This window comes from Candidatus Rhabdochlamydia sp. T3358, from assembly GCF_901000775.1.
In the GTDB taxonomy this organism is placed as follows: domain Bacteria; phylum Chlamydiota; class Chlamydiia; order Chlamydiales; family Rhabdochlamydiaceae; genus Rhabdochlamydia.
The window spans coordinates 1-21,882 of the sequence record NZ_CAAJGQ010000009.1; the positions used below are offsets into that span (position 1 = coordinate 1).

Genomic DNA, 21,882 nt, shown 5'->3' on the forward strand with positions numbered 1-21,882 from the left:
AACCGCAAAAGATTGCATTCGACTTTAGGATATGTGTCGCCTATAGATTTTGAGGCTGCATGGAATTGTACAGCTGAGAGAGTGATATAAAAAGAAAAGTTTTAATGAAGATATCGCAAGCGAGCCCTGCATAGCTCGCGGAGACGATACGAATGAAGATAGAAAAATTTATGTTCTAAGTGTCTAAAAAATGGTTGCAATATCACTGTTGGATCTTGCCCACCAAAAGAAATACCAGAACGTTCTCCAAACAACGTTTGATGAACCTGAGCGAGCAGTTGATCGATTGTAAAATTGCAATAATCTTCATCTTTCTCAAGGAGAGCTGGTAATCGATTAGGGCTGCCTTCTATGTAGAAGGATGCTTTAATTGCCTCTTTTAAATCTGCAAATGTCTCCATTTTTTCATAAGAGCCCTTACGGTCAAAGAGCTCGCCTTCAACAGCTTGAAAGACTACATGAAAATTTTTATGGCTTTCTTGCAAGCGATAAAGGGTTTGTGATCGACTATCTTCGTTTTCTACTTTACCTAAATCATTCAGACGTTGGTGTGATTGAATGAGATAAGATTCGTTTCTTTGTGCTATTGCTTCCAACATCCCTTCAAATTCAGGAGCAATAGCTTCACCTGATTCGATATGACCTAAACCGGTTATTCTTGACATGGCCCCTAATGTGATCCGAGTTAGAGAGCCCTCAACATGTGGTGTTGGATGACGCATGTAATAGAAACTACGCTCCTCTTTCTTATCATTTTTAAAAACTTGTTTTCCTCTTAAAAATGGAATGTCTGTCATTAAAAAGTCTTCAATCCCAACGGCTCCATAAGCCATTCGGCAGCTTCTCTGAGTTGAAGAGACCTTCATTGAAGCAGGAGCTCCAGTTACCTTCTTATTTTTTGCCATTACGACCTGAGTGAAATTCTCTCTGGTTACAACAGGAATCTTTTCTTCAGGGTGTAGCCGATCATATTCATATTCATGAAGCTGAAGAAGATTACGTAGAAGTCCATGATTTTCAGAACGGAAACGAGCTTTACAAAGCGCGTATGTAAGAGTAAAACATTTTTTAATCTCTTTAATATTAGAGCCTCTTGAAACCTTTAGAGCCTCTTGAGATTTTACCATTAAGAGAAGCTCACGCAGTGAGGTTACATATTTTTCATATTGCTCTTTTGCATGAGTATAGATAGGACCTTTATCATCATAAGCAACTGGCTTTGTTAAATAGAATAAAGTACGGTAAAGAGCATTGACTATTGGATTGTTTTGATAAGCCGGACTTCTGAGCCATTTTTCAATTGTGGTAAGTCGTTCGTTGAGATCAATGTCAAAATCATCCTTAAGAATGCGAATATATTCATCAAGGGCCGTACGATAAGCTTGTCTCTCCAAATTAACACCGTAAGCTCCAATCATGTCACGGGTACCAATATTAATAGACTTGGTTGCAAAGGATTTAACATTAGGTGTCATCAACCAACCATCGCTCACTAAATCATCATTGGTGTTGATAGATGATGTCGGCATAGAGTTTGCTTGATTAGGATAACGCTGAGAAGAAACAAAATCATGTTCATTTCTAATCTCATTTTGAACACTAGGGGTATTAAAAGGGATAGAACCCCTTGTTTCAGACTCTTTAGATTCCTCTTGGTCTTCAACACTCGGCATACCAGGAGTAAAATCAGAAGAAAATACATTAGAATTAGTAAGCATTTCAGAGAATTCCATCCGAAGCTCATCTTGATTTCCTACAACTGTAGATGGCTCAGATTGCGTAGATAAAATGCTAGTTAAATCCATCTCTTCAAGAGAAGGCGTAGGGCTTCTTATTTCAGATTGGTCTTCAATTGCTATATCGAGGCTAGAGTCAAGGGGTATACTGAGATCATCAGGTTGAGATCTCTCCATCTTAAATCCGTTAAGAACAGGAGGGATAAAAGTTCCAAGCGTTACATAAATCGTGGCAATAACGGAATAGATCAAATTTTGCATGGCTGCATTATAGTGCTCTAAAACCATGAGCTCAAGATTCAGATGAACACAATTTAAAAATAAGTTTTTACTTCCTAATGCGAAGTGATAAGGAATATTAATGAAGATTACAAGCACAATGCTATGAACAGCTTGGGCTACAGCTCGAGCATGCCCATTCAAGCCACCTTTTTGCTTATGCTCAGAAATCATCTGAACACTTGCTTTTAGCTGGTTATCCTCTTCTGAAATGTAATACGTAGGCTTTAAAAAACTTTTTATTGATTGACTCATATTCTTTGAAATAAATTAGTTATAATTTTCCAATAATTATATCAAAAATCGAGTATAAATGATGTATTAAATAATTTTTATTCCTTTTCTGGATCAATAAAAAAAATAGTTATTATTCTGTAAACTTGAATTGGAAATTTTTCTTCACAAAAACTCTTAGTTTTATATAAGGTGTTTTTTATACTTCTTAAATCTAAAGACTTAAAAGCTTATGTATAAAATATGCCTTTTCTTATTTTCTCTTGTATTTTCCCCCTCTTGTTTTTGTATTACTACAGGTCAGCCTTCTTGCTTTTTTACTCCTCCTCCTGACTGGGATTTTGCTGATCCTAAAATATTGGCTCCAAGGGTTAAAATCGCTTTTATCGGCAAGACCAAGCAAGCGCTTGCTCCTTCTGTTATTTTGGCAGTCGAAGAAATAAAAGTGGACCTTCCTGAGTACTTAAAAGCGGTACAAGCTATCTATGAAAAAACTCGAAAAACAAGCTGGCGCAGTATGGGCTTAATGAAAACACAAGCAGGCCCAGCTCATCTTTTACAAATCGATACGGAAACTAAATACGGCCCTTTACGCAAATTGCAGCTTATTTTTATTAAAGAAAATAAAGCCTATATCCTAACTACAACAGCCTTAAAAAAAGAGTTTTCGAGCCACTTAGAATCTTTTCAAAAAACACTTAAGTCTTTTACATGCACCTCTGATCTATATGCATCCCTTCCTAAAGAACTAAAAGCAAATCTAGAGCGATTAGAAACCGCCCTTTTAGAAAAATGGAATGCTTTACTCGTAAAGAAAAGCAGTTTTGAAGAGATGTTTAACCAAGCAGAATTTCAAGAGACCTATTGGTTGCCTCTGCAGAAAAAAGTGTTAGAAGACTGTCAAACACTAGGAGCCTATTGGCAAATGATTGTCTTAAGATCTATTCGCGAACAACTTCATGAAAGTTACTTGAAATGAGATGCGCTTTTCTTCTTCTTGCGCTTTTTAGCTGCGGTCATTCTCCAAACTGGCAAGTAGAGCACCTTTACTCAGACTGCAAAGAACATTGCTCAAGCAAGTTGTCTTACCGCATGAGTGGCATAGATCTAGAAATAATTTGCATAGGAAACAACATAAAGGCTTATTTGAATCTCTATCCTCATGCAATCAAACAATCCGCCGTAATTGAACTTATCACAAAAGAGGCATCCCAGCAATTTTTAGCTTACTGTCTAGAAGGAGGACAAAAAATCCCTTTATCTCCAGAATGTCTTGCCTTTTTTTTAGAAGCATTAGAAAATAACCAAGAAGTACAAATTATCATAGGTGGTTATCAGTCCATGATAAAACCTGCTGAATTCCAAGAAAGCTTTAAAAAAATCCAAACCTTTCCTAAATTAGTAAACCCTGTTCAATTCGCTTTCTAAATCCTTATTTTTTTACTTCTCCTTAAACTTTGTGTTCGTTACCATCTGCTTTACTAATAATGAAGGTTTATATGAATAAGCTCGAGCAACTTAAAAAAATAACAACGATTGTTTCTGATACGGGAGAAATTGAAGAAATTAAAACTTACCTACCAACAGATGCAACAACTAATCCCTCCTTAATTCTGGCAGCTTCTAATAAACCTGAATATCAATTCTTAATCGAAGAAGCTATCCAATCAGGATTAAAAACCAAACAAACAGGCACGGCTTTAATTGAATTCATTATTGATAAGTTATTTGTGAATTTTGGTTTGGAAATTTTAAAAATTATCCCAGGCCGTGTATCTACAGAAATCGATGCTCATCTTTCTTTTGACACAGAAGAAAGCATGAAAAAAGCTCGTCATTTAATTGCTTTATATGAAGAAGCTGGTATCGATCATAAACGCATTCTGATTAAACTAGCCTCTACATGGGAAGGTATTCAAGCGGCTAAGCAACTTGAAAAAGAAGGCATTCACTGCAACATGACCCTGCTTTTTAGTTTGGAGCAAGCGATAGCTTGTGCAGAAGCAAAAGCTACATTGATCTCTCCCTTTGTAGGTCGCATCTTAGATTGGTATAAAAAACAGGAAAAAAAAGACTCTTATCCGCCTGATAAAGACCCTGGTGTTATTTCCGTTACAACTATTTATAACTACTATAAAAAAATGGGTTATAAAACCCAAATTATGGGCGCTAGTTTTCGCAACACGGATGAAATCCTGGAATTAGCTGGTTGTGACCTACTGACTATTGCTCCTAAATTACTCGCAGAACTACAAAATTTAGAAGGCCCCCTAAAACAAAAGCTTAACCCTGAAACAGCAAAGAAAATCACTGCTGATCAAATTGCATTAGATGAGAAATCTTTTCGTTGGCACCTCAATGAAAATGCTATGGCAACAGAGAAACTCTCTGAAGGAATTCGCGTTTTTGCTAAAGATAGTCTAAAATTAAGAAAAATGATCGAGCAAAAAATATCCTAAAATGAATCAGGTAAAACTCAAATCTTGCCTAAAAACAAATTTTTTCTTACATTCTCCGTTTAAATTAAACAAACCTCATTTGTACAAGGAGATTTTTATGGCAACACCAGTAGGTTCTGGAAACTCTAGCATATTTTTTATGTCATCAGCTCCCTCTACCCGCCCACAGCTTTCAGCTGAGGAAGAACAGTATGTTCAAGAGCTTGTTTCTATGCCTCTTGACTCTATCCTTGACAATGAGAGCGGTGAAGAAAAATGCAAAAAACTAGGTCAGGAAATTTTTGACAGAGCTAAAGCTGCCCCTGATGCAGATAGTTATAAACCCCAATGTTGAGTTTAATTAACTAAGAATAGGAAAGATAAGACAAAAAAACAGTGTAAAAAAGACCTCTTAATGTTGTACAAGTTTCGTTTGAGAAAAAACAACAACAAAAGAGGTCAAAAATGGAAACGCTTATTGAATTATACTGCTCTGTGGATGATTTTTGGAAGGATTTCAACAAGCAATGGGAGCAACATTTAATTACCAAAGGCAAATCTCTAAGAGGACCTAAAGCAGAAATGTCTATTCCTGAAATGATGACAATATCTATTTTATTTCATCAATCAAACTACAGGAATTTCAAACACTTCTATTGCAGCCACGTTATGATTTATCTTCATAAGGAGTTTCCTACGCTTATTAGCTATAGCAGATTTGTCTACCTTCTAAAAAATCTTTTCATCCCCCTATTTGCTTATCTTTTACATAATAAAGGTACAATTACTGGAGTTAGTTTTATCGATTCAACGAAGATACAAGTTTGCCATAACAAAAGGATTAGAAGAAATAAAGTTTTTGCAAAATTTGCAAAAATGGGAAAAACAGGAGCAGGATGGTTCTTTGGAGTGAAACTTCATTTAATCATTAACGAAGTAGGAGAAATTCTAGCGTTTCAATTAACCCCTGGAAATACATCGGATGTTTCTGTAGCTGAGGTTTTGTCACAGGGAATCACCGGAAACCTCTATGGAGATAAAGGGTATATTTCAGAGAAATTAGGAAAAAAATTAATGGATAAAGGTTTACAACTATTCACAAATTTACGGTCTAAAATGAAAAATAAGTTCATGAATCTCAGAGATAAAATACTACTGCGTAAAAGAGTTATTATTGAAACTGTAAATGATCAACTTAAAAATATATCCCAGATTGAGCACACAAGGCATAGATCAGTGAGTAACTTTTTGGTTAATACGCTTTGTGGAATTGCGGCTTATATGAGGCAACCTAAAAAGCCTTGTATTAGGATGTCTGATAAGGAAAGTTTAGAGCTAGTTACCAGCTAGAAAACCCAAAACTGGGGTTATAAAGCTAAAGACGTAGTTGTAAGAATATGCAATGCTATTTACTTTAGTTGCAATGATGGTTCTTTGCGTAAGCAATATATTGAACGAGCTTGGGATGGAATAGGTAATGATACCTGGCATTGGATGGCTTAAAATTATAGACCTAAAGACAGCAACTTTTTTTACTTGAAGATTACAATGGGCTTTTTTTAAAGAGCCCTTTATCGCTTCTTTAGTTATACATCCAAATGAATAGATTTAAATAAAAGGCATAACTAACCCAAGCTAAATAGGGCAAAAGCAAGTAACTTCCATATCGAGTATGCTTCCAAAAGCAAATAATTGTAAAAAAAATACAAATCCATAAAAGAGTTATATCGACAAGAGCTAAGCCTACTTTCTCTAAATAAAAGAATAACCAAGACCAACTGAAATTTAAAAGCAGTTGAATACCAAATAATAGAACAGCTGTCTTTTTTTTAGTGATTTTGCTTACCCAGAGCAGCGTCAATGCAATAGCCATAAAGATATAGAGAATGGTCCATACAATCGGAAAAACAATATTGGGAGGTGTTCCACTAGCCTTTATTAAGCTAGGATACCATTCTTGTATTCCTTGCTCAGTAACCCATCCTGTAAGCCACCCTCCGCCTAAACAAAGAAGAAGACACAGTGAAAATTTCTCTATAAAAACCTTTGTATTTTTAGAAAGCATCAGTATCCTTTAAAATTATACGATTCTTCAAAATAAGCATTATCTGAAATATTTACAAAAAGTTTCTAAAAATGAAGTTATTAGTAATGGGAGCAGGTTATGTGGGGGAGGAGTTATTAAGGTGTTTTCAAACCCAACCTCACGAAATTTTTATCACTACAACACGCAAAGAACGAATTGATGCACTCAGCTGTTATGGACACTGTGTACTGCTTCCTAAAGAAGATAAAGTATTTAAGGAATTAATCGATTCATGTGATGGGATAATCATCCTTATAGCCCCTAAAAACTCTCAAAGCTATGAAGAAGTTTATCTGCAAACAGCTAAGCGGGTTTCTTTAGCTTTAAAGGATAGGCAAACCCCTTTTTATCTGCTTTATACTAGCAGTACCTCTGTCTGTGAAGGAAATGAGTGGGTTGCAGAAGACAAGGTTCTTTGTCCAAAATCAGAGAATGCAAAAATACTGCTTGAGACGGAACGTTATTACTTAAACTGCAATGCTTCTACTTGTATTCTTCGTTTAGGAGGTATTTATGGTCCTAAGCGAGAACTACCCGACCGAGCAAAGCGCTTTTCAGGGAAGAACATGCTCAGCTCTGGAGATGAGCCCACAAACCATATTCACTTAGAAGATATTATAGCGGCTATTTTGTTTTGCTTGGGCAGATCTTTAACAGGTATTTATCATTTGGTTAACGATGATCACACGCCCCGTAGAGAGCTCTATTCCCATCTTTGTCAATTAGCTGGTATCCCTTGCCCGATATGGAGTAAAGACTTATCAAAGAGCAGCTATAAAGTTTGCAATCAGAAAATTAAATCAATGGGCTTTGTTTTTAAACATCCCAAGATTCAAGCAGAGGATTTAATAAAATGCTTGTCCAAATAATAAGCACTTAACATTAAGTTAAAAGAGGACTCTGCTATCATTCGATCTCTTGTGGATTTACTTCTCATAGATTCAAACAATTGAACGGCTTTTTTCTGATCGAAAAAAGGCAAATCTATAAAATCTCTGCTATGAATGACATCATGAATGTGCACTTCTAATGGGCTCTTCTTTTCTGTGTCATTGATTGCATGAGGAGCTGAAAATGTGTGCTTATTTCTTTGATAAATACTAGCAGGAATAAGATCTTTAACAGCTTCATATAGGATGAACTTCTCTTTTAATCCCTTGATTTTCAATCCAATTGGAAGCTGGTTAGCAAATTCTACTACTTCTACATCTAGAAAAGGAAGACGCCCTTCAATAGAATGAGCCATTTCCATACGATCGCCCAGATAGCTCAGTACAAGCTCTGGAAGGAAAGATTTACAAAAAAGATAAGCTGATTTATTGACGATATGAGCATTTTGAATATTTGGCAGTGAGACCTCTTTGAGAAAGCTAAGCATAGGATTACATGCAGTGATGATCTCTTGAAAAGGCAAGGAATAAACCGCCTGCATAGAATGCCCCACATCAAAGCTCATCTTCCAAAGAGATGGTATATAACCCAATTGAGACCTGATCTCTTTAAGGGCTGGTTGATTGTAACTCCCCTCTGAAATAAATGCTGCGCCTGCCAGGTCATGGCTTTCTTTAAGCTTATCAAATAAAAATTCTTTCTCTAAACCACCTAAACTATTTGCCATGTCTTCTCTAAAAGAAGGATAACCAGCTAATACTTCGTCCGCGCCCTCGCCTGTTAAAACCACTTTATACCCAGAGTTAAAAACGTGTTTACTGAGTAGGTATTTTGCTACGCCATTTGTCTGATAAACAAGCCCTTCTCGGTGGAATATAGCATTGCTAAAAGAATCTGCAATCTCTTGCTGGGTAACTCTGATCGAAGAGAGCTTTACTCCTGTGTGAGCTGCCAGCTCTTGAGCAAATTTCTCTTCGTCAAAAACCTCGTTATCAAAAGAGATATTAAATGCTTGGAGATTTTTTCCTAATTTGGCGGATAAAGCCATCACAGCGCTAGAGTCAATACCCCCACTTAAATAAAACCCAACAGGTACATCTGCAATTAATCTTCTCTGAATAGCCGTGCTCAATTTTTCTCTAAATAAAGCTATATATTCTTCATCGCTATATTTTTGATGAGAATCTTGATAGGTAAAATTCCAGTACTCCTGCTCAGTGAGAGTATCTTGGGAGACAATTAAAAAATGCCCGGGCTTGACTTGGGCAATATTCTTAAAACAAGAGCCGCTTAATGAGGGAACTCCTTGAAAGATCATAGAAGCATTGTGTTTATCCCATTCAGCTTTAATTCCTAATGCCAATAAAGCTTTAATTTCTGAAGCTGCATAGAAATTTCCCTTGTCCCACACATAAAATAAAGGCTTAATACCAAATCTATCTCTTGCACAAATCATTTGTTTTTTTCTTTCATCCCAAATAATAAAGGCAAATTCACCATTTAACTTGGTAAATAATTGTGTCCCATATTCTAAATAAAGGGGAATAATGATCTCGCTATCTGTGTCAGTGGTAAACTTATATCCCGATTCTTCATAGTGTTTGCGAATGTCTAAATAATCATAAAACTCTCCGTTAACAACCGCATAAATGCCTTTTTCAGCATTTGATACGGGTTGTACTCCATTATCCAAGCCTATGATGCTTAATCGCGCATGACCTAACCCAACTTGCTTATCAGAAGAGAGCCATGTATTCTTTGAATCAGGACCGCGATGATGCAATGTCTCTACTGCCTTTTCAAGCACTCTAGATTGCAGTGGTTCTTTTTTATTCCAAACAGAGAGGATTCCACACATAAGAATTTTTTTCCTAAAAGAGTTCTAGTTTTTTTATAAATCTTTAGCGACTTATAAATATATCTATTAACAAGAAAAAAATAAAAAAGGTAGCAATGCCACTTATTAGAAATTAAAATCCTCAATCTAGCGTTTTTTAACCCCTTTTTTCCTTAAACTCAACATTGGTGTTCAAAAAGTTGTGCTTACTGCTGCACAGAGTAAAGATTTACCACTGAACTTTGCTTCTAATAATTTTTCTATTGAAATATTATATCGAGTTTCGATATACTGACATGAAAAGGACACTCGAATTGATTATATCCTTCTCCGATGATGAAACAGAGAATATTTATAATGGCGTTAATACGAAAAAAGCTAGACAGAGGCTTAGTCAAACCTTATGGGAAAAGGCTACGACTAAGCTCGATATGCTCAACAAAGCATTTCGATTAGAAGATTTGAAAATACCCCCGAATAATAGGTTAGAGAAGCTCTCGGGAAATCTTGCAGGAAAGTATAGCATTAGAATTAACGATCAATACCGGATCGTTTTTAAATGGGATGCAGATAAACGCGAAGCATCCGAAATCAAAATAATTGATTATCATTAGGGGGAAAATATGTTGCCAACACACAGAAAGCCAACGTTACCAGGAAAAATTCTATTAGAGGAATTCCTAGAGCCTTTAGGAATCTCTCAATCTGCATTTGCTGCTCATTTAGGAGGATCATGGACGCAGCCGAAGCTAAGCGCAATCATTCATGGTAAGAGATCAATTACCGAACAAATCGCTTTAGATTTTTCTGATGCTTTAGGAATGTCTCCCGAATTTTGGCTAGGATTACAATCCGATGTGCATTTGTGGGAGGCTAGTCAAAATCGCACAAAGATTTCGCGCATCAGGCTTCCTTTAACTGGAAGAAGAACTGCTAAAAATCACAAAACTATCTCTATATAGGTTCCATAGATTGTTTCAAGCAAAATAAAAAGTATATTAGCCTACATTCCTAGACATGAAACGACTGTTTTGAATAAGCACCTTTTAATAATCATGACTTTTCATTGTCTTACTTGTTTTTAATTTTTAGATACTTCATCAACTACAATAGAACGAGCTCCTGCTAGAAGATCCAAAATGGAAAATATAGAGGCTTTTTAGGCTGCCTCATATAAGCTGCAATTCCACTAAGCGTTTCCATTTTTGACCTCTTTTGTTATTCTTTCTCAAACGAAACTTTTACAAACATTAAGAGGTCTTTGAGGTCTTTTTGTACTGATTTCTGTCTTATCTTTCTTGTTTTTAGTTAATTAAATTCAACATTGAGGTTAAGAAGTCTCATGTTCAGGTTAGATTAATCCCATGGATTATCCTAATGCTGAAATTAATCTTGCTTAAAAACAAAATATTGTTTTACATTTTCCGTTTAAATAATCAAAATCTTTCAACTGCAAGGAGATTTTTATGACAATACCAGTAGGTTCTGGATATTCTAAGGCATTTTCCATGTCATCAGCTACTTCTTTACTTCCGCAGCTTTCAGCTGAAGAAAAAGAATATGTTCAAAGACTTATTGCCCTACCTCTTGATTCTATTGTTAACCATAGAAGTGGTGAAAAAAAATGTGAAGATATCGGTCAGGAAATTTTTAACAAAGCTAAAGCTGCCCATAATGGAGATAGTTTGGCTGCTAAAGATGTAGTTACAAGGATATATAATGCCATTTACTTTAACCAAAGCGATAGTCAAGAAGACGCTAATTTTCGCAAACAATATATTGAATGTGCTTGGTCTGGCATAGGTGATGATACTTGGCGTTGGCGTTGGCAATGTTGTAAGACAACGCATGATGAATCTTGTGCCGACATTCATTCTCGCAACTTAAGCTAACAAATGGCATTTATGCCTGCTGTTTGAACTTCAGAGTAAAATTAATCTTGCTTAAAAAAAACCAATGAAGGTGCAATTAGAAGAATATGTAATGCTATTTACCTTAACTGTAACGACGGTAGTCTGCGTAGAGAATATATTGAACTCATTTGGCTGGAATAGATGATGAGTATTGGGAGATCCGCTATCATTAAAAAACAAAAAAAGCCCTATTTTACAATAGGGCTTTAATTCAAAAGAAAAGCTATCCAACAAGTACAGGGTCATCGTTAAAAGAAAAAACAAGTGGTTCTTTCTCTTCACGATCAAGATTTAAAACCCTTTCACGATATTCTTCAAATCCAGTTCCTCCAGGAATCATATGTCCTAAGATGATATTGGATTTAAAGTCGAGCAGGTAATCTGTTTTACCTTCACAGGCTGCATCTGTTAAGACACGTGTTGTCTCTTGGAAGGAAGCAGCAGAGATAAAGGACTCTGTTCCTAGTGAAGCTTTGGTAATACCTAAAAGAACAGGAGTTGCTTGTGCAGGACGTCCACCTTCATTTAAAGTTTTAGAGTTCATTGCATGGAAGTTTTTCTTGTCCACATCTTCTCCATAGAGGAAAATAGTGTCGCCTGGATCTGTTACACGCACTTTTTGCAACATCTGACGGATAATAATTTCAATGTGTTTATCATTGATATCTACCCCTTGTAAACGATAAACCTCTTGTACTTGGTTAACAAGATACCTTTGTAGCTCACGAACACCGCAAATATCAAGAATTTCTTGCGGCACAACCAAACCATCGGTTATTTGCTGTCCTTTAATGACAAAGTCACCTCTTTGCACGATTAAGTGCTTAGTCAAAGGAATTAAATGTTCTTGCTCCATGCCGGATTCATCATCGCGGACAATCACAATACGCTTATTCTTTTGCACTCCACGGAAATCAACAACTCCATCGATCTTAGCAATCTCAGCAGCATCCTTGGGGCGTCTAGCTTCGAATAGCTCTGCAACACGCGGCAGTCCTCCGACGATATCTTTTGTCTTAATGGCTCCTCTAGGAAGACGAGCTAACAACATACCTGCTGTTACAGATTGTCCTTCTTGTACCGAAATATACGCACCTGATGGAATCGCATACGTTCCCACAAGTTCTGTACATTTAGGATCTGCATAAATGACAATCTGAGGATGTAGTTCACCACGATGTTGTTTAACAATCAGCTCTGTTTGACCTGTTTGCTTATTAATTTCTTTTTGCGTAGAAATCCCTTCCACAAGATCTTCATATTTTACGTAACCTGGGCGCTCGCAAATAATCGGAACATTGTGCTGTTCCCAATAACCAATTTTTGTTTTCTTTTTGATGTTAGTTCCATCAGCAAGTAAAATACGCGTTCCCAATTCTACAGTAAAGGTTTGCAAAGGTTCTATGGATTTAGTGCTGAGTAGTTTCTTATACTCATCCAAAGTTCTTCCTTCGTTACGCACAATGTGCAAGGAACCATTTTTATTTAAAGCTAAGAACACATGTTCATCGGTTTCTACAGTACGAAGGCCCATATAAACCAAAACACCATCGTGCTCTGCAATTAATTCAGGAGAAACACCCGCTGATGCAATTCCCCCAGTATGGAAAGTACGCATAGTAAGCTGGGTTCCTGGTTCTCCGATGGATTGAGCAGCTATAATTCCTACAGCTTCACCTAAACCAATCAGCATTCCATTTGCCAGATCAGTACCATAACACTTTGCACATATTCCTCTTCTTGCTTCACAAGTAAGAGCAGAGCGAATACGAACGCTTTCTATTCCTGCATCATCAATTTTTTCTGCTTGTAGAACATTGAGCACATCTCCTGCTTTTGCAATCAATTGCGTACTATCACCCGGCTGGTAAATATCTTCACAGACAGCACGACCAAAAATACGATCTTTCAAAGAAAGAAGTTCTTCTTGTCCTTGTTTAATTGCAAAAACATCAATTCCATTTAACGTACCGCAATCAGCTTCTGTAATAATGACATTTTGCCCTACATCTACAAGACGACGAGTTAAATATCCAGAATCCGCTGTTTTTAAGGCTGTATCAGCAAGACCTTTTCGGGCTCCGTGGGAAGAGATAAAGAACTCAAGAACACTCAATCCTTCACGGAAGTTTGCAATAATAGGAGATTCAATAATCTCACCAGATGGTTTTGCCATCAAACCTCGCAAAGCACCAAGCTGTTTAACCTGAGATTTATTACCTCGAGCACCAGAATCCATCATTAAGAAAAGAGGATTTAATTCACCCTCTTTTAGTGAGCTAATCATTTTAAATAGCTCTTCAGATAATAGATCGGTTACCTCCGTCCACATACCAATAATTTTGGAGTGGCGCTCTCCCTCGGTAATAATACCATCTTCATACTGTTTAACAACCGCTTCGATTCTTTTTTCAGCGTCTTCAATAACTTTTTTCTTATTGGTTGGGATTTTAACATCGCAAACCCCCATCGATAAAGAAGCTTTTGTCGCTTCGGAAAATCCAAGGGTTTTAATGTCATCTAAGAAACACACAGTTGCTTCTAAGCCTACTTTTTTATACACCTCAAGAACAAGCTCGCTCATTTTCTTCTTACGCAAGGTGTAATTTTGAAACCCAAGCTCTTTAGGAACAATCATATTGAATAAAACACGCCCTGGTGTTGTTTCAATAATGCCATTATCTAACCTAAGCTTGATTTTTTCATGTAACCTAATTCCTCTTCCTAAGTCATCACGACGCGCGCCTTCTACTTGAGGCTCATCAAAGTTATAGCTTCCAGCACCTGGTGCTAGAGCCATCAGAACTTCTTGCTTATCGACAAAAACCTTCGTTTTTTTGCCATGCTCTTCCGGAATGTAAATAGGATCTAACATCAGGTAATACAAACCTAAGATCATGTCCTGTGAAGGAACTGCGGAAGGTTTACCAGAGGAAGGTAAAAAGATGTTGTCTGGTGCCATCATCAATAACTTTACTTCTAGTTGAGCTTCTAATGACAAAGGCACGTGAACTGCCATCTGGTCACCGTCAAAGTCTGCGTTAAACGCAGAACATACAAGCGGATGTACACGAATGGCTTTCCCTTCAACAAGTGTCGGTATAAATGCCTGCAACCCCAATCTATGCAAAGTAGGCGCACGATTCAAAATAACAGGGTGGTCTTTTGTGATTTCTTCTAACACATCCCATACCGCCGGAGCTTGCTTTTGAATCATCTTTTTAGCAGAACGTATCGTGTATACGTAACCTAAATCCTTTAAGCGCTTAATGATAAATGGCTCAAACAATTGCAAGGCCATCTGCTTGGGCAAACCACACTGATTAAATTTCAGTTCAGGACCTACAACAATCACAGAACGACCGGAATAATCTACTCTTTTTCCTAAAAGATTTTGACGAAAACGCCCCTGTTTTCCCTTTAACATTTCTGATAAGGATTTAAGAGGACGATTACCTGCTCCCATAACAGGATGGCCATGACGACCGTTATCAAATAAAGCGTCTACCGCTTCTTGAAGCATCCTTTTTTCATTGCGTACGATGACATCAGGTGTTTTTAACTTTAAAATCGCTTTTAAGCGATTATTACGGTTGATTACACGGCGATATAAATCGTTTAAATCAGATGTTGCAAAACGCCCTCCGTCCAAAGGAACAAGAGGTCTTAAATCTGGCGGAATTACAGGGATAGCAGCCATTACCATCCAGTCTGGACGATTAGGAGAAGTAGTAAAACCTTCTACAATCTTTAGCCTCTTAGCTAATTTCATCCGTGCTTGCATGGACTTTGTCTTACGTAACTTATCTTTTAGTTCTACTACAAGGGTTTGTAGATCTTCTTTTTCTAAAAGATCACGAATAGCTTCTCCACCCATTTTAGCAACAAAAGTATCGGTTCCCCATTTCTCTTGCGCCTCTCGATACTGAACATCGCTTAGCAATTGCTTTTTCTCTAATTCTGTCTGAGCTGGATCAATAACAATATACTCTTCATAATAAATGACTCTTTCTAAGTCAGCAGAAGACATCCCTAAAATATTACCAATACGAGACGGCATGGTTTTAAAAAACCAGATATGAACGATAGGAACAGCAAGCTCAATATGCGCCATTCGTTGGCGACGCACTTTAGCTAGGGTAACTTCTACGCCACAACGATCACAAACAATCCCTTTATGCTTGATCTTCTTATATTTTCCACAGCCGCATTCCCAATCCTTAGTAGGACCAAAAATCTTTTCACAACACAACCCACCCTTTTCTGGCTTATAGGTACGGTAGTTAATTGTTTCAGCTTTTTTAATCTCCCCTCGAGACCACTCATTACGAATTTTATCATCAGATGCAATTTGAATGGTCACTTTCCCAAAACGAGAGCTTTTTTCAAAGCGGGAATTATTGAATTCTTCCGACATTTAAGTTACTCCAAGTTTTTACTCTTCTTCTGCTGATACGGCACACATATCTATTCCAAGACCACGTATTTCTTTTTCAAGTACGTTATAAGACTCTGGGACCCTGGTCCATAGAAGGTTTTCTCCCGTTACAATTAATTCATAAGCGCGAAGTCTTGCTTCAACAGCATCTGATTTGACCGTTACTAATTCTTGCAACGTATAACCAGCACCATAGGCTTCTAGACCCCAAACCTCCATCTCTCCAAATCTTTGTCCTCCCATTTGGGCTTTTCCTCCCAATGGTTGTTGCGTAACAAGTGAATAAGGACCAACTGATCGAGCATGAATTTTATCAGCAGCTAAATGATTTAATTTAAGCATATATATGTAGCCACATACAACAGGGTTTTCAAAACGCTCTCCTGTACGTCCATCATACAAATAGCTCTTTCCATTAGAAGGAAGGCCATTTTCTTCCATCATTGCCCAAATACGAGACTCTGGAAATCCTTCAAAAACAGGACTTTTTACATAAATCCCTGCTTTTTTAGCTGCATACCCAAGATGAGTCTCTAATAACTGTCCCATATTCATACGAGAAGGAACCCCTAAAGGATTTAAAATCATCTCGATGGTTTCCCCATTGTTTAAATAGGGCATATCTTGCTCAGGAACAATCTTAGAAACAACCCCTTTATTTCCATGGCGCCCCGCCATTTTATCTCCCACTTCTAGCTTGCGCTTTGAAGCAACGTAAATTTTAACTTGGCGAATAACCCCTGGATCTAATTCGGTATCTCCCTTGCGGATAAATTCAATTTCTGTTTTATGCTGCTGTTGCAGAGCCTGCATTTGCGAATCAAACTCACGCATCAATTTTTTAAGAGTATCATACTCCTCAGCTTCCCCAATAATTAAGTCTTCAGGTTTTTCTTCTTCCAGAACCTCAATCATTTCCTGAGTGATGATTTCCTCTTCTTTAATAAGAATATCACCTGTTTTACGATGCATGATTGGTGCAGGAGCTGCTTCTCCTAATAAAAGGGCTCCTACTTGTTCATGAAACTCTATAATGAGTTTTGATTCTTTAGCCTTAAACTCTTGATGAATATCTTTAATGCGAGTGGCTTCCTCTACTAACTCATCATCTGTTTTGGATAAACGATCCCTACGCGTAAAGACCCTTACATCCATGACAACCCCAGATGTTCCTGGAGGAGCTATTAAAGAAGCATCTTTTACTTCATCACCTTTTTCTTCAAAGATAGCGCAAAGCAGTTTCTTTTCTAAAGGAGCGTTATCTTCTACTTTGGGAACGGTCTTACCAACTAGATAATCTCCTTGTACAACCTTAGCTCCCCTGCGAGCCACACCGGTTTTATCTAAATGCCTTAAAGGATACTCTGAAACATTAGGAATATCTGGTGTAATTTCTTCTTTACCAATTTTAGTCACTTGCGCTTGCGCTTCAAACTCTTCAATTAAGACAGAATCATATGCACCTTGCTTAACAAGTTTCTCTGAAATAATAATCGCATCTTCAAAGTTGTAACCACACCAAGGCATAAACGCTACTAAGACGTTCTTACCTAGAGCAATTTCCCCCTTATCAGTAGCAGGTCCATCTGCAATAATATCTCCTGCTTCTATCACATCTCCAGTGGCACAAAGTGGGGTTTGATTAATACAAGTTCCTGCATTAGAGCGCATAAATTTTTTCAAATGATACGTCTTTTTAATCAAAGGATTCGACTTTGCTGCAATCACAATCTGAAAGCCATCCACAAACTCAACTATACCATCTTCTTCTGCTAATATAATAGCTCCAGAATCTCGAGCAGCTCTAGATTCAAGACCTGTTCCCACAATGGGGGCTTCTGTTTGCAAAAGAGGCACAGCTTGACGTTGCATGTTAGAACCCATCAAAGCTCTATTAGCATCGTCGTGCTCTAAGAAAGGAATCAACCCTGTGACAATAGAAACTGGCTGTTTTGATGAAACATCCATATGTGTCACTTTGCTCGTCTCAATTTTTAGAGGCTCTCCTTTATGTCTAGCCCAGCAAATAGAATCGATAAATAGACTATGTTCATCCAAAGCGGTAGATGCTTGCGCAATCACACAATTCTTTTCTTGGTCTGCATCCATGTATTCGATTTCATCTGTTACGAGTCCATCTCTTACAATACGATAAGGGGTTTCAATGAAACTAAATTCATTGAGCTTAGCAAATGCAGCAAGGGAGGTAATCAATCCGATGTTTGGTCCCTCTGGCGTTTCAATAGGACAAATACGACCATAATGGCTTGGATGCACATCTCGAACTTCAAAGCCGGCTCTTTCTCGATTAAGACCACCTGGCCCTAGGGAAGAAAGACGTCTTTTATGCGTTAACTCTGCAATGGGGTTATTTTGATCCATGAACTGAGAAAGTTGGGATCTTCCGAAGAAGTCTTTTAAAACCCCAGCTAAGCCTTTAGCTGAAACCACTTTTCCAGGTGTTAATGTATCAGAAGTAAAATCAAATAAGTTGATTCTTTCTTTAATAATTTTTTCCATTCGAGAAAGACCAACTCGGCATTGGTTCTGTATCAATTCACCAACAGAACGAACACGACGGTTTCCTAAGTGATCGATATCATCAATATCAAAACCTTCATCCCCTTTCTTTAAACGAATTAAATACCTGACAGCACCGATTACATCTTCTTTACGCAAGGTAACTACATCTAAATCTTCATCTTCAGTAGAAAATTTTAATTTGTGATTGAGCTTATAGCGTCCAACTCGTCCTAAATTATAGCGTTTTGGATCAAAGAATAGTCGCATAATTGCAGAGCGCGCATTAGAAAGCGTAGCTGGTTCACCTGGTCTAATTTTGCGATAAAAGTCTTTTAAAGCAGATTCATAAGAATCTGTTGGATCTTTAGCTAACATTTTAATAACAGGACTTGTCTCATCTGCATCTTCAGCAATTCTTGCAGAGGAAATTCCCGCATCTAACATACGTTTTAACATTGATGTAGTAAGCTTTTCTGCTGCTTTTCCAAAAATGACGCCGTTTTCTTCATCTACAACATCTTCTGCTAAGATCTTTCCCACTAATTTTGGAAAATCTTTATCTGAGCGGATTTTAATTTTTACCGTGCTAAAAAACTCTTCAATAATATCTGCATCTGTAGAATACCCAAGAGTACGGATAAAGGAGGTTGCTAGGATTTTACGTCTGCGCTTTTTACGATCGATATAAATATAAATATGATCACTTGAATCAAAAGCTCCTTCTAACCAACTTCCTCTGTAAGGAATAATTCGGAAAGAATAAATATTTACACCTTTTATATGCCTTTCGTGCTCAAAAGAAATACCAGGAGATCTATGTAATTGGGAAACAATTACCCTTTCTGCGCCATTGATAATAAAAGTACCTTTATCAGTCATTATAGGTAAGGTCCCCATATAGACCTCTTCCTCTTTAATGCCTGTTTCATCGGTCAGTCGAAACTTAACTTTCAAAAAAACATTATAGGTAATTCCGCGACGAATGCATTCTTCAGGCGTATACTTAGGAACTCCTAAAGTATAGGAAATGTATTCAAGGATTGTTTTTTCATCATACGATTTGATAGGGAAAATTTCTGTAAAAACCTCTTGCAATCCAATATTTTCTCTTTCGTGAGGCAATTTATCTGCCTGAAGAAATTGACTATAAGATTTAATTTGGATTTCAATCAGGTTTGGCAGGTCGATAATCTCTTTCCTGTCTTGGAAACTCACCCTATGGGGCGGCCTTTTTAACATTGAAACGGCTCCTACTCTTTGTCTGTTAGAATGAGGTAAGAATTCTCTATTATTTTCATAACCTCTTTAAGCTATGAAATACTTAAAACTTTAACTAAACCGAAAAAAAACACAAGTAGAAGTCATAAAATAACCTCTACTTGGCTCTTAAGAAAAATTAATTAAAGACCTTTTACTTTAATTTCTCCACCACTATCTTTAAATTTAGTGCAGATCTCATCAGCTTCTTGTTTAGAACAGGATGGCTTTATTACTTTAGGAGTTGCTGGGGTAACCGCTTCAGCAAACTCCTTTGATTCTTTTAAACCAAGCCCTGTAACTTCACGAACCACTTTAATTACAGCCATTTTTTTAGCAGAATCAACAGTTACTAAAGATACTTCAAATTCAGTAGATTCAACAGCTGCTTCTGCAGCTGGAGCTGCAACTTGAGCCATCATAGGAGCTGCTGCTGCTGCTTTTACGCCCCATTTATCTTCAAGAGCTGTTTTTAGCTTAGCCATATCCAAAACGCTTAAGTGACTCAAAGAGTCAACTAATTCTTCAATACTTTTTTGTTGGGTACTCACGATCAACCTCTTCTTGTTTAAAATTTACGAGTTTTCTTGTTGGCTTTTGTTATCTAAACAGTACATGACACTAGTAAGTAAAGACTGCACAACCGATAGCATTTGTGCCATTGGGGCTTCAAGCACACTTAAAAATTGCGCTTGCATCTCTTCTTTGCCTGGTAGCTGAGAAATCTGCTTTACATCTGCTGCAGAACAAATCTCTCCTTCAAAACATCCACCAACAACCTCTACATTTTTCTCATTGTCTTGACAAAATTTATAAATTACCTTCGTAGCTGGAATCGGATCTTGGCTTGCAAAAACAACCGCGATATGCCCTTGCATGTCAAATGTATTTAAAGTGATTCCAGCACTTTCTGCTGCTTTAAGAAGTATTCTCTTTTTAACAACTTCCAATTCTGCTCCCGTCTGCTCTAAATTCGCACGAAGATCTGCAGAAACATTAGGTTCAAGAGATCGGTACTGTGCTAGCACAAGCGCCTTAGAACCATTGATTTTTTCTTTAATCTCATTGAGAAGTAATTGCTTTTCTTGTCTCATGCTATTGTTCCTTTGCTCCCTGTAGTCCTGCAATTACGCTTAAGTCAACTTTTAATCCAGGTCCCATCGTAGATGACAATACGATAGATTGAATGTATTGCCCTTTAGCGCTAGATGGCTTAGCTCTAACAATTGCGTTGATAAAAGCAGTGATATTTTCTATAAGATTTTCTGGTGAAAAAGAAAGCTTCCCAATCAGAGTGTTAATCACACCTTGCTTATCTGTTCTAAATTCAATTCTACCCATTTTCACTTGTTTGCAAACGCCCGCAATATCATTGGTAACAGTTCCTGCTTTAGGAGTAGGCATTAGCCCCCTTGGGCCTAGAATCTTCGCATATTTTCCTAAATCTCGCATCATGTCAGGTGTTGCTATAACAACATCAAATGAAGTCCAACCTTTTTTAATTTTCTCAAACAATTCCTCGTTCCCAGCATAATCTGCACCAGCATCAAGAGCTTCTTGTATTTTTTCGCCTTTGGCAAAAACAACAAGAATCGTTTGCTTCCCAGTTCCATTCGGTAATGAAACGGTTCCACGAACCTGTTGATCTGGTTTCTGGGCATCGATGCCTGTTTTAAGCGATAACTCCACCGATTGGTCAAACTTAATCGGAGGACAGTTTTTTAAAATTTCGATAGCTTGAGCTAGATCATACTTTTCATGAGGTTTGATTTTGCTGGCTATCTCCCGAAATCTTTTGCTTCGATGCATTTTTATTCCTTCAAAGTTTATATGATATCTATTCCCATAGAACGTGCTGTTCCTTCTACAAGCCTACAAGCCGCTTCATCGGTTCGAGCACGCATATCAGAACGCTTGTTTTTGGCGATTTTCATCACCTGCTCCTTATTGAGCTTTCCCACCTTGTCACGGTTTGGTACTTTAGAGCCTTTTTCTATCCCTGCTTCTTTAAGAATCATTCTTGCAACAGGAGGTTGTTTTGTAATAAACGTAAATGTTTTGTCGTGATAAACAAAAATTTCAACAGGTAAAATGTCACCAGCTTTATCTTGTGTCTTTGCATTAAATTCTTTGCAAAAAGCCATAATATTGACTCCAGCACCTCCGAGAGCAGGTCCTATAGGAGGAGCAGGATTAGCTTTACCAGCTGAAATCTGCAATTTAATCTTTTTTATGAGTTTCTTTGCCATT

Annotated in this window: 18 protein-coding genes; 9 read left to right on the forward strand and 9 right to left on the reverse strand. The window is 37.4% G+C overall.

Annotated features, from left to right (window positions below; translation table 11 throughout):
- Nucleotides 1-101: 101 nt before the first annotated feature.
- Nucleotides 102-2,270, reverse strand: coding sequence for a hypothetical protein (locus RHTP_RS02195; protein WP_138106499.1), 2,169 nt, complete (start codon nt 2,268-2,270; stop codon nt 102-104).
- Nucleotides 2,271-2,481: 211 nt separating this feature from the next.
- On the opposite strand from RHTP_RS02195, the gene RHTP_RS02200 reads away from it, so the two are divergent.
- The 5 genes from RHTP_RS02200 to RHTP_RS02220 all read left to right on the forward strand — a co-directional run bounded on the left by RHTP_RS02200 (nt 2,482) and on the right by RHTP_RS02220 (nt 6,037).
- The gene (locus tag RHTP_RS02200; RefSeq protein WP_138106500.1) at nt 2,482-3,228 is read left to right on the forward strand and encodes a hypothetical protein; all 747 of its coding nucleotides are present in this window, start codon (nt 2,482-2,484) and stop codon (nt 3,226-3,228) included.
- Nucleotides 3,225-3,677 carry a hypothetical protein gene (locus RHTP_RS02205; protein ID WP_138106501.1) on the forward strand — a complete coding sequence of 151 codons (453 nt, stop codon included), beginning with the start codon at nt 3,225-3,227 and terminating at the stop codon, nt 3,675-3,677. Before RHTP_RS02200 ends, RHTP_RS02205 begins: the two co-directional genes overlap by 4 nt.
- A 71-nt stretch (nt 3,678-3,748) precedes the next feature.
- Nucleotides 3,749-4,708 carry a transaldolase gene (gene tal, locus RHTP_RS02210; RefSeq protein WP_138106502.1) on the forward strand — a complete coding sequence of 320 codons (960 nt, stop codon included), beginning with the start codon at nt 3,749-3,751 and terminating at the stop codon, nt 4,706-4,708.
- A gap of 97 nt (nt 4,709-4,805) precedes the next feature.
- Entirely contained in the window at nt 4,806-5,042 is a 237-nt protein-coding gene (locus tag RHTP_RS02215) for a hypothetical protein (RefSeq protein WP_138106503.1), read from the forward strand.
- Between the two features lie 110 nt (nt 5,043-5,152).
- Nucleotides 5,153-6,037, forward strand: coding sequence for an IS982 family transposase (locus tag RHTP_RS02220; protein ID WP_138106504.1), 885 nt, complete (start codon nt 5,153-5,155; stop codon nt 6,035-6,037).
- Between the two features lie 232 nt (nt 6,038-6,269).
- On the opposite strand, the gene RHTP_RS02225 is transcribed toward RHTP_RS02220, so the two are convergent.
- The gene (locus tag RHTP_RS02225; RefSeq protein WP_138106505.1) at nt 6,270-6,752 is read right to left on the reverse strand and encodes a TspO/MBR family protein; all 483 of its coding nucleotides are present in this window, start codon (nt 6,750-6,752) and stop codon (nt 6,270-6,272) included.
- Between the two features lie 71 nt (nt 6,753-6,823).
- Between RHTP_RS02225 and RHTP_RS02230 the strand changes: the two genes are divergently transcribed.
- Nucleotides 6,824-7,642, forward strand: a complete 819-nt coding sequence (locus RHTP_RS02230; protein ID WP_138106506.1) for an NAD-dependent epimerase/dehydratase family protein — start codon at nt 6,824-6,826, stop codon at nt 7,640-7,642.
- Here RHTP_RS02230 and asnB read toward each other — a convergent pair.
- Complete coding sequence (gene asnB / locus RHTP_RS02235; RefSeq protein ID WP_138106507.1) at nt 7,606-9,522, reverse strand: asparagine synthase (glutamine-hydrolyzing); 1,917 nt, start codon at nt 9,520-9,522, stop codon at nt 7,606-7,608. The two genes, RHTP_RS02230 and asnB, sit on opposite strands and share 37 nt — an antisense overlap.
- A 275-nt stretch (nt 9,523-9,797) precedes the next feature.
- Here asnB and RHTP_RS02240 point away from each other — a divergent pair, with 275 nt between their 5' ends.
- The 3 genes from RHTP_RS02240 (at nt 9,798) to RHTP_RS02250 (ending at nt 11,393) form a co-directional block, all read left to right on the forward strand.
- The gene (locus RHTP_RS02240) at nt 9,798-10,115 is read left to right on the forward strand and encodes a type II toxin-antitoxin system RelE/ParE family toxin (RefSeq protein ID WP_212742845.1); all 318 of its coding nucleotides are present in this window, start codon (nt 9,798-9,800) and stop codon (nt 10,113-10,115) included.
- Nucleotides 10,116-10,124: 9 nt separating this feature from the next.
- Nucleotides 10,125-10,463, forward strand: coding sequence for a HigA family addiction module antitoxin (locus tag RHTP_RS02245; RefSeq protein WP_138106508.1), 339 nt, complete (start codon nt 10,125-10,127; stop codon nt 10,461-10,463).
- Between the two features lie 504 nt (nt 10,464-10,967).
- The gene (locus RHTP_RS02250) at nt 10,968-11,393 is read left to right on the forward strand and encodes a hypothetical protein (RefSeq protein WP_138106509.1); all 426 of its coding nucleotides are present in this window, start codon (nt 10,968-10,970) and stop codon (nt 11,391-11,393) included.
- Nucleotides 11,394-11,637: 244 nt separating this feature from the next.
- Here RHTP_RS02250 and rpoC read toward each other — a convergent pair whose 3' ends face one another.
- The 6 genes from rpoC to rplK all read right to left on the reverse strand — a co-directional run bounded on the left by rpoC (nt 11,638) and on the right by rplK (nt 21,881).
- Nucleotides 11,638-15,831, reverse strand: a complete 4,194-nt coding sequence (rpoC, locus tag RHTP_RS02255) for a DNA-directed RNA polymerase subunit beta' (protein ID WP_138106510.1) — start codon at nt 15,829-15,831, stop codon at nt 11,638-11,640.
- Nucleotides 15,832-15,849: 18 nt separating this feature from the next.
- Nucleotides 15,850-19,614: a DNA-directed RNA polymerase subunit beta gene (gene rpoB, locus RHTP_RS02260; RefSeq protein ID WP_138106511.1), complete on the reverse strand. Its 3,765-nt coding sequence runs from the start codon at nt 19,612-19,614 to the stop codon at nt 15,850-15,852.
- Between the two features lie 161 nt (nt 19,615-19,775).
- A complete protein-coding gene (rplL, locus tag RHTP_RS02265; protein WP_138106512.1) occupies nt 19,776-20,183 on the reverse strand; it encodes a 50S ribosomal protein L7/L12 in 408 nt (135 codons plus the stop codon).
- Between the two features lie 24 nt (nt 20,184-20,207).
- Complete coding sequence (gene rplJ / locus RHTP_RS02270; protein WP_138106513.1) at nt 20,208-20,726, reverse strand: 50S ribosomal protein L10; 519 nt, start codon at nt 20,724-20,726, stop codon at nt 20,208-20,210.
- Between the two features lies 1 nt (nt 20,727).
- The gene (gene rplA, locus RHTP_RS02275) at nt 20,728-21,441 is read right to left on the reverse strand and encodes a 50S ribosomal protein L1 (protein WP_138106514.1); all 714 of its coding nucleotides are present in this window, start codon (nt 21,439-21,441) and stop codon (nt 20,728-20,730) included.
- A 17-nt stretch (nt 21,442-21,458) separates the two neighbouring features.
- The gene (gene rplK / locus RHTP_RS02280; RefSeq protein WP_138106515.1) at nt 21,459-21,881 is read right to left on the reverse strand and encodes a 50S ribosomal protein L11; all 423 of its coding nucleotides are present in this window, start codon (nt 21,879-21,881) and stop codon (nt 21,459-21,461) included.
- Nucleotide 21,882: the final 1 nt, after the last annotated feature.